This is a genomic window from Mesorhizobium sp. M7A.F.Ca.ET.027.03.2.1, assembly GCF_003999175.1.
GTDB lineage: Bacteria > Pseudomonadota > Alphaproteobacteria > Rhizobiales > Rhizobiaceae > Mesorhizobium.
The window spans coordinates 1-6,609 of the sequence record NZ_RZOM01000239.1; the positions used below are offsets into that span (position 1 = coordinate 1).

Consider the following 6,609-nt stretch of genomic DNA (forward strand, 5'->3'; position numbering starts at 1 on the left):
GGCGTCAACAAGATCATCGCCGTGACCCATATCGGCTACAGGCGCGAGCGTGACGTCATTGCCAAGATCCCGGGCGTCGATGTCGTCGTCGGCGGCCACAGCCATTCGCTGCTGTCGAACACCGATCCGAAGGCGGAGGGCCCCTACCCGACGATGGTCGACAATCCGGACGGCTACAAGGTGCCGGTGGTGCAGGCGGCGTCCTATTCGAAATATCTCGGCGAGTTCAAGGTGGTTTTCGACGACAATGGAGTCGTCAAATCGGCCAGCGGCAACCCGATCTATCTCGACAAGTCGATCACCCCCGACCCGGCCGTGCTCGCCCGTATCAAGGAGCTTGGCGCGCCGATCGAGGCGTTGAAGAACAAGGAAGTGGCGGAAACCACCGACGTCATCGACGGCAGTCGCGAGAGCTGCCGCACCCGCGAATGCGCGATGGGCAATCTCGTCTCCGACGCCATCCTCGACCGCGTCAAGGGACAGGGCGTCGAGATCGTCATCTCCAATGGCGGCGGCCTGCGCGCCTCGATCGACAAGGGCACCGTGACCATGGGCGAGGTGCTGACCGTGCTGCCGTTCCAGAACACGCTGGCGACCTTCCAGATTTCGGGCAAGGATCTGGTGGCCGGCCTCGAGGGCGGCCTCAGCCAGGTCGAGGACGGCGCCGGGCGCTTCCCGCAGGTCGCCGGCCTGAAATATTCCTTCGACAAATCCGTTGCGCCCAATGCCGGCCGGGTCAAATCGGTGGAGGTCATGGAGGGCGGCGCCTGGACGCCGATCAAGCCGGACAAGGACTATCTGGTCGCCACCAACAACTATGTCCGCCAGGGCGGCGACGGCTACAAGATCTTCGCCGACAAGGCCAAGAATGCCTATGATTACGGCCCCGGCCTCGAACAGGTGGTCGCCGACTATCTCGGCGCCCATCGTCCCTACACGCCGAAGCTCGACGGCCGCATCACCGAAATAGCCGCGACCGTCGCCGCGGCGCCTGCGGCCCCGGCAGCCGATCCGGCCAAGCCAGCCGAAGCAGCGCCGGCCACGCCGGCGCCCGCACCGGCTGAAGCCGCCAAGCCTGCCGATGCGGCACCGGCAATGCCCGAATTGCCGGCCAACTCGGGCGACATCGCCAACACGCCCCCGGCCATATCGACAGAGGGAGCGCCACCCCCGCCGGCGCCACCGGCAGAGGCGGCAAAACCGGCTGAAGCAGCCCCCGCCCCGGCGGCACCGGCTCCCGCCGCCGAGCCGGCAAAGCCAGCGGAGGCCGCACCGGCCGAAGCCAGCCATGTCATCGTTGCCGGCGACACTTATTGGGATCTGGCCAAGAAGGCCTATGGCGACGGTGCCAAATGGAAGGTCATTTCGGGCGCCAACAAGGGTTATGAGCCGCGCCGGCTTCCTGTTGGCGCAACGCTGACCATCCCGCCGCAATAGCCCCGCTATATGCCTGAATGACACCGCCCGTCCGAAAACCGGACGGGCGTCCTGTTTTCGGGCTAATGCATGTCGCCCCAAAGTGACCTCGGTTTTCGGAGAACGAGGTGCATAAAAACAAAGGCTTAAAGCGGGTCGTCTGAATCCATTCAGACAATCCGCTTTAAGGTGCGGCCAGACGCTGCATTGAATGCGCGCGCAAGATGGTTAGGTTCGCGTCTTCCGGAGAACCCTTATGACGCTTCCCACCCCTGCCGAACCCAAGGCCGCAAAGGCGCCCGGCCCGTTGCCCGCTGGGCATCCGCCGGTCAAGGCGGGCAAGATCGGCGTCATGCTGGTCAATCTGGGTACGCCCGACGGCACCGATTTCAAGCCGATGTGGCGGTATCTCCGTGAATTCCTGTCCGACCCGCGCGTCATCGAACTCAACAAGGCAATCTGGTATCCGATCCTCTATGGCCTTGTGCTCACCACGCGGCCCAAGAAGTCGGGCGCCAACTACGCACGGATCTGGAACCGGGAAAAGAACGAGTCGCCGCTGCGCACCTATACCCGCGCCCAGGCCGAAAAGCTGGCCGAAGCGCTGCGCGACCTGCCTGATGTCGTCGTCGACTGGGCGATGCGCTACGGCAACCCTTCAACCGCCAGCATTGCCCAGCGTCTGGTCGACCAGGGTTGCGATCGCATCCTTACCTTCCCGCTCTATCCGCAATATTCGGCGACGACCACGGCAACCGCCAACGATCAGCTGTTTCGCGCGCTGATGAAAATGCGCCGCGCACCGGCCGTCCGCAGCGTGCCGCCCTACTATGACGAGCCGGTCTATATCGAGGCGCTAGCGCGCTCGATCGAACGGCATCTGGCGACACTGGACTTCGAGCCGGAGGTGGTCATCACCTCCTATCACGGCATTCCAAAACCGTATTTCGAGAAGGGCGACCCCTATCACTGCCATTGCCAGAAGACGACGCGGCTGTTGCGCGAACGGCTCGGCTGGGATGACAAGAAACTGATCATCACCTTCCAGTCGCGCTTCGGCGCGCAGGAATGGCTGCAGCCCTATACCGACAAGACGGTGGAAAAACTCGCGCAGGACGGCGTCAAGTCGATCGCTATCGTCAATCCCGGCTTTTCCGTCGACTGCATCGAGACGCTGGACGAGATCGGCCGCGAGGCGGCTGAAACCTTCCACCATGCCGGCGGCAAGAATTTCGCCCATATCCCTTGCCTCAACGATAGCGCGGAAGGGATGGCGGTGATCGAGGCGATGGTGCGGCGCGAACTGTCCGGCTGGGTCTGAACCGGAACAACACAAGCTCCGGGGCGTTAAGGCGCGCCTCCGGAGAATGCGATGCCCCGCAAACTCGACCTCCGAACTGGCCAGCCCGTCTGGTCGGCCTATCGCGCGCCTGCGGTGCCGACGGACGGCCTGGACGTCAACACGGATGTGCTGGTCGTCGGTATGGGCATCAGCGGCGCCATGATGGCCGAGGCGCTGACGGCCGATGGCCATCGGGTGATCTGCATCGACCGGCGCGGCCCGCTGAAGGGCTCGACGGCCGCAACCACCGCACTGGTGGCATTCGAAATAGACCAGCCTCTCTCCACGCTCTCGAAGATGGTCGGCAGAGCTTCGGCCCAGCAGGCCTGGCGACGCTCGCGGCTCGCCGTTTCCAATCTCGCCGGACGCATTGCCGAACTCGGCATCAACTGTGGCCTGAGCCGCATGCCGTCACTCTATCTGGCCGGCACGATGCTTGGTCCGCCGGAACTGCGCGACGAGGCCGAGGCACGTCGGCTAGCCGGCATCGGCGCCATCTGCTTAACCCGACAACAGCTAGCCGAGAAATTCGGCATCGACCGCGAAGGCGCCATTCTCGGCCACGGCAATATCGCCCTCGACCCTCGCAAGCTGACGGCTGGGCTGCTGCTGAAATCCCTGGAGCGCAAGGCACGCTTCTATGCCCCCGTGGAAGCCACAATGATCGAGGACAGCGCCGAAGCTGTTGTCGTCGCGACCAGGGATGGCCCGACCATAACCGCACGACATGTTGTTCTGGCCACCGGCTACGAACTTGTCGACATCGTGCCGGCCGCCGCCCACCGGATCATCTCGACATGGGCGATTGCGACACGCCCGCAACCGCGAAAGCTCTGGCCGGACGCAGCGTTCATCTGGGAAGCGTCGGAGCCGTATCTGTATATGCGCACGACGGTCGACGGCCGGGTCATTTGCGGCGGCGAGGACGAGGATTTTATCGACGAGGCGCGGCGCGACGCGCTGATCGCCGACAAGAGCACACGCATCGCCGAGAAGCTCGGCCTGATAGTTCCGCATCTCGACACCAGACCCGATTTTGCCTGGACCGGCTCGTTCGGCACCACGACCACCGGCCTGCCCTATATCGGCGCCATTCCCCGCCACCCGCGCATCCATGCGGTGATGGGCTACGGCGGCAACGGCATCACCTTCTCGCAGGTCGCTTCCGAGATTGTCCCGGCTTCGATCAACGGGCTGGATGACATGGATGCAAGATTGTTTGCCTTCAACCGCTGAGTGCAACCCTATAAACAATCCATCATCACCTGATTGTAACGCATCTGAAATACACTTAAGTCTTTGGTGAAGTCGGCGGCGCGAGAATGGCTTGTGCGGCCTTCGTCTGAGGGAGAGCCAAATGGATTTCAGTGGTTTCGATATTGCGATTGGTGCACTTGCACTTCTGGTATTGGTGCTGCTGATCAAAGGCATCAGGACAATCCCGCAAGGTTACAATTATACGGTGGAGCGCTTTGGCCGTTACACCAAGACACTGAGCCCAGGCCTCAATTTCATTTTCCCGTTCATCGACCGTATCGGCGCCAAGATGAACATGATGGAGCAGGTGCTTGACGTTCCGAGCCAGGAAATCATCACCCGCGACAACGCCATTGTCGGTGTCGACGGCATCGCCTTTTTCCAGATCCTCAACGCGGCGCAGGCCGCCTACCAGGTTTCCGGCCTGCAGAACGCCATCCTCAATCTGACGATGACCAACATCCGTACCGTCATGGGTTCGATGGATCTCGATGAACTCCTGTCGAACCGCGACGCCATCAACGAGCGCCTGCTGCGTGTCGTCGATGAGGCAGCCCACCCGTGGGGCATCAAGATCACCCGCGTCGAAATCAAGGACATCAACCCGCCGGCCAACCTTATCGAATCGATGGGCCGGCAGATGACCGCGGAACGCAACAAGCGTGCCCAGATCCTTGCCGCCGAAGGCCTCAAGCAGTCGCAGATCCTCGAGGCCGAGGGCCGCAAGGAAGCCGCCTTCCGCGATGCCGAGGCGCGCGAACGTTCGGCCGAGGCGGAAGCCCGCGCCACCCAGGTGGTGTCGGAAGCGATCTCCAAAGGCGATGTGCAGGCGCTGAACTACTTCGTGGCGCTGAAATACACTGAAGCGCTTGGCAGGATCGGCACGGCCACCAACAGCAAGATCGTGCTGATGCCCTTCGAGGCATCGTCGCTGATCGGTTCGCTCGGCGGCATTGGCGAAATCGCCAAGGAAGTCTTCCGCAGCGAAGGCACGACCGGCTCGCAGAGGCAGGCCGCGCGCCCGCCGGTCGTTCGCCCAACCGACAACTGAGGTCGAAACCAATGATCGACCGCATCGTTTCCGAACTCGGCCCGTGGAACTGGATGGTACTCGGTTTCATCCTGCTGGTGATGGAAGTCATCGCGCCGGGTATCTTCATGCTGTGGATCGGCATCGCCGCGCTGATCATCGGCGCCGTGTCGCTGCTGGTCTGGGACGCCGGCTTCTGGACCTGGCAGGTCCAGGTCCTCGCCTTCCTGGCGCTGTCGCTGGTCTCGGCCTATGTCGGCAAGAAGCTGGTCGGCAGCCGCAACGACCCGACCGACCAGCCGCTGCTCAACCGGCGCGGCGCGCAAATGGTCGGCAGGATGGCGACACTTGCCGAGCCGATCCGGGACGGACGCGGGCGCATCAAGCTGGGCGATACGCTGTGGCGTGTCTCCGGCCCGGATTTGCCGGCCGGCACGCAAGTGCGCGTGACGGGCGCGGCCGATACGGATCTGGAACTGACCGTCGAGGCGGTCTGAATTCTTGAAACCCACCGCTTGGACAAGGTGTGTTGAGATTCAGGTCAGGCCGAGTCGAAAACGGTGGGTTCCGAGAACCGGAGCGGAGCGTACTTTGGGTACGTGAGCACCGGAAGCGCAGGAAACCGTCGTTTGCAGGCCGGCATCACCTTAAGATCAGCACACCTTAGGCGGCGCCGATACGCAGCAGGTCGTGCAGGTGGATGAGGCCGACTGGTTTCCGGCCCTCCACCACCATCAGGCTGGTGATGGCCGAATTGTTGATCGTCTGCAGCGCCGTTGCCACCAGCGTGTCCGGCGTCGCGGCCTTCGGGCCTTTTGTCATCACTTGATCCACCGTCATCGCCAGCAGGTTGCTGCCGATGTGCCGGCGGATGTCGCCATCGGTGATGATGCCGACCAGCGCCCCGTCGGCGTCGGTGATCGCGACGCAGCCAAATCCCTTGCGCGACAGTTCCAGGATCGCGTCCTGCATGCCGGTGCCCGCAACCACCAGCGGCAGCCTGTCGCCGACATGCATGATCTCGCGGATCTGCGTCAGGTTTGCGCCGAGCTGGCCGCCCGGGTGGAAGGTGCGGAAATGGTCCGGCGTGAAGCCGCGCGCTTCCAGCAGCGCAATCGCCAGCGCGTCGCCCATCACCAGTTGCAGCAGCGTCGATGTCGTTGGCGCCAGGCCGTGCGGGCAGGCCTCGGGAGCGCGCGGCAAAAGCAGCACCACGTCCGCCGCCCGCGCCAGCGCCGACGTCTCTCCGGCGGTGATGGCGATCAGCGGGATGGAGAAACGCCTGGAATAGGCGACGATGCCCATCAGTTCCTTGCTTTCGCCCGACCACGACATAGCGATGATGGCGTCGTCCCTGGCGATCATGCCGAGATCGCCGTGGTTGGCTTCGGCGGGATGGACAAAGAAAGCCGGCGTGCCGGTCGAGGCCAGAGTCGCCGCGATCTTCGAACCGATATGGCCGCTTTTGCCGACACCGGTGACGATGAGCCGGCCTTCAATCCCCGAGATCGTCTCGACGGCCTGGGCGAAAGGCCCGGCCAATCCGTTCTCCAAGGCCTCGGCA

The 6,609-nt window shown here is 63.5% G+C and carries 6 protein-coding genes; 5 read left to right on the top strand and 1 reads right to left on the bottom strand.

The genetic code is table 11. The annotated features are described in order from the left end of the window. From EN750_RS12940 to EN750_RS12960, 5 genes are all read left to right on the top strand, one after another. Positions 1-1,437: 5'-nucleotidase C-terminal domain-containing protein (locus tag EN750_RS12940; RefSeq protein WP_127396643.1), on the top strand; the 1,437-nt coding region annotated here is incomplete at its 5' end. 235 nt (positions 1,438-1,672) lie between these two features. Continuing rightward, complete coding sequence (gene hemH, locus EN750_RS12945) at positions 1,673-2,737, top strand: ferrochelatase (RefSeq protein WP_127396644.1); 1,065 nt, start codon at positions 1,673-1,675, stop codon at positions 2,735-2,737. A gap of 51 nt (positions 2,738-2,788) precedes the next feature. Further along, complete coding sequence (locus tag EN750_RS12950) at positions 2,789-3,994, top strand: FAD-binding oxidoreductase (RefSeq protein ID WP_127396645.1); 1,206 nt, start codon at positions 2,789-2,791, stop codon at positions 3,992-3,994. A 121-nt stretch (positions 3,995-4,115) separates the two neighbouring features. After that, positions 4,116-5,066 carry an SPFH domain-containing protein gene (locus EN750_RS12955; protein ID WP_127269753.1) on the top strand — a complete coding sequence of 317 codons (951 nt, stop codon included), beginning with the start codon at positions 4,116-4,118 and terminating at the stop codon, positions 5,064-5,066. A gap of 11 nt (positions 5,067-5,077) precedes the next feature. Then, a complete protein-coding gene (locus EN750_RS12960; protein WP_127269754.1) occupies positions 5,078-5,542 on the top strand; it encodes an NfeD family protein in 465 nt (154 codons plus the stop codon). Positions 5,543-5,708: 166 nt separating this feature from the next. On the opposite strand, the gene EN750_RS12965 is transcribed toward EN750_RS12960, so the two are convergent. Continuing rightward, positions 5,709-6,609: KpsF/GutQ family sugar-phosphate isomerase (locus EN750_RS12965; RefSeq protein ID WP_127396646.1), on the bottom strand; the 901-nt coding region annotated here is incomplete at its 5' end.

Bases quoted from the DNA above. Each gene is read 5' to 3' on its own strand.
- hemH (WP_127396644.1), top strand. From the start codon at position 1,673: ATGACGCTTCCCACCCCTGCCGAACCCAAGGCCGCAAAGGCGCCCGGC.
- EN750_RS12950 (WP_127396645.1), top strand. From the start codon at position 2,789: ATGCCCCGCAAACTCGACCTCCGAACTGGCCAGCCCGTCTGGTCGGCC.
- EN750_RS12955 (WP_127269753.1), top strand. From the start codon at position 4,116: ATGGATTTCAGTGGTTTCGATATTGCGATTGGTGCACTTGCACTTCTG.
- EN750_RS12960 (WP_127269754.1), top strand. From the start codon at position 5,078: ATGATCGACCGCATCGTTTCCGAACTCGGCCCGTGGAACTGGATGGTA.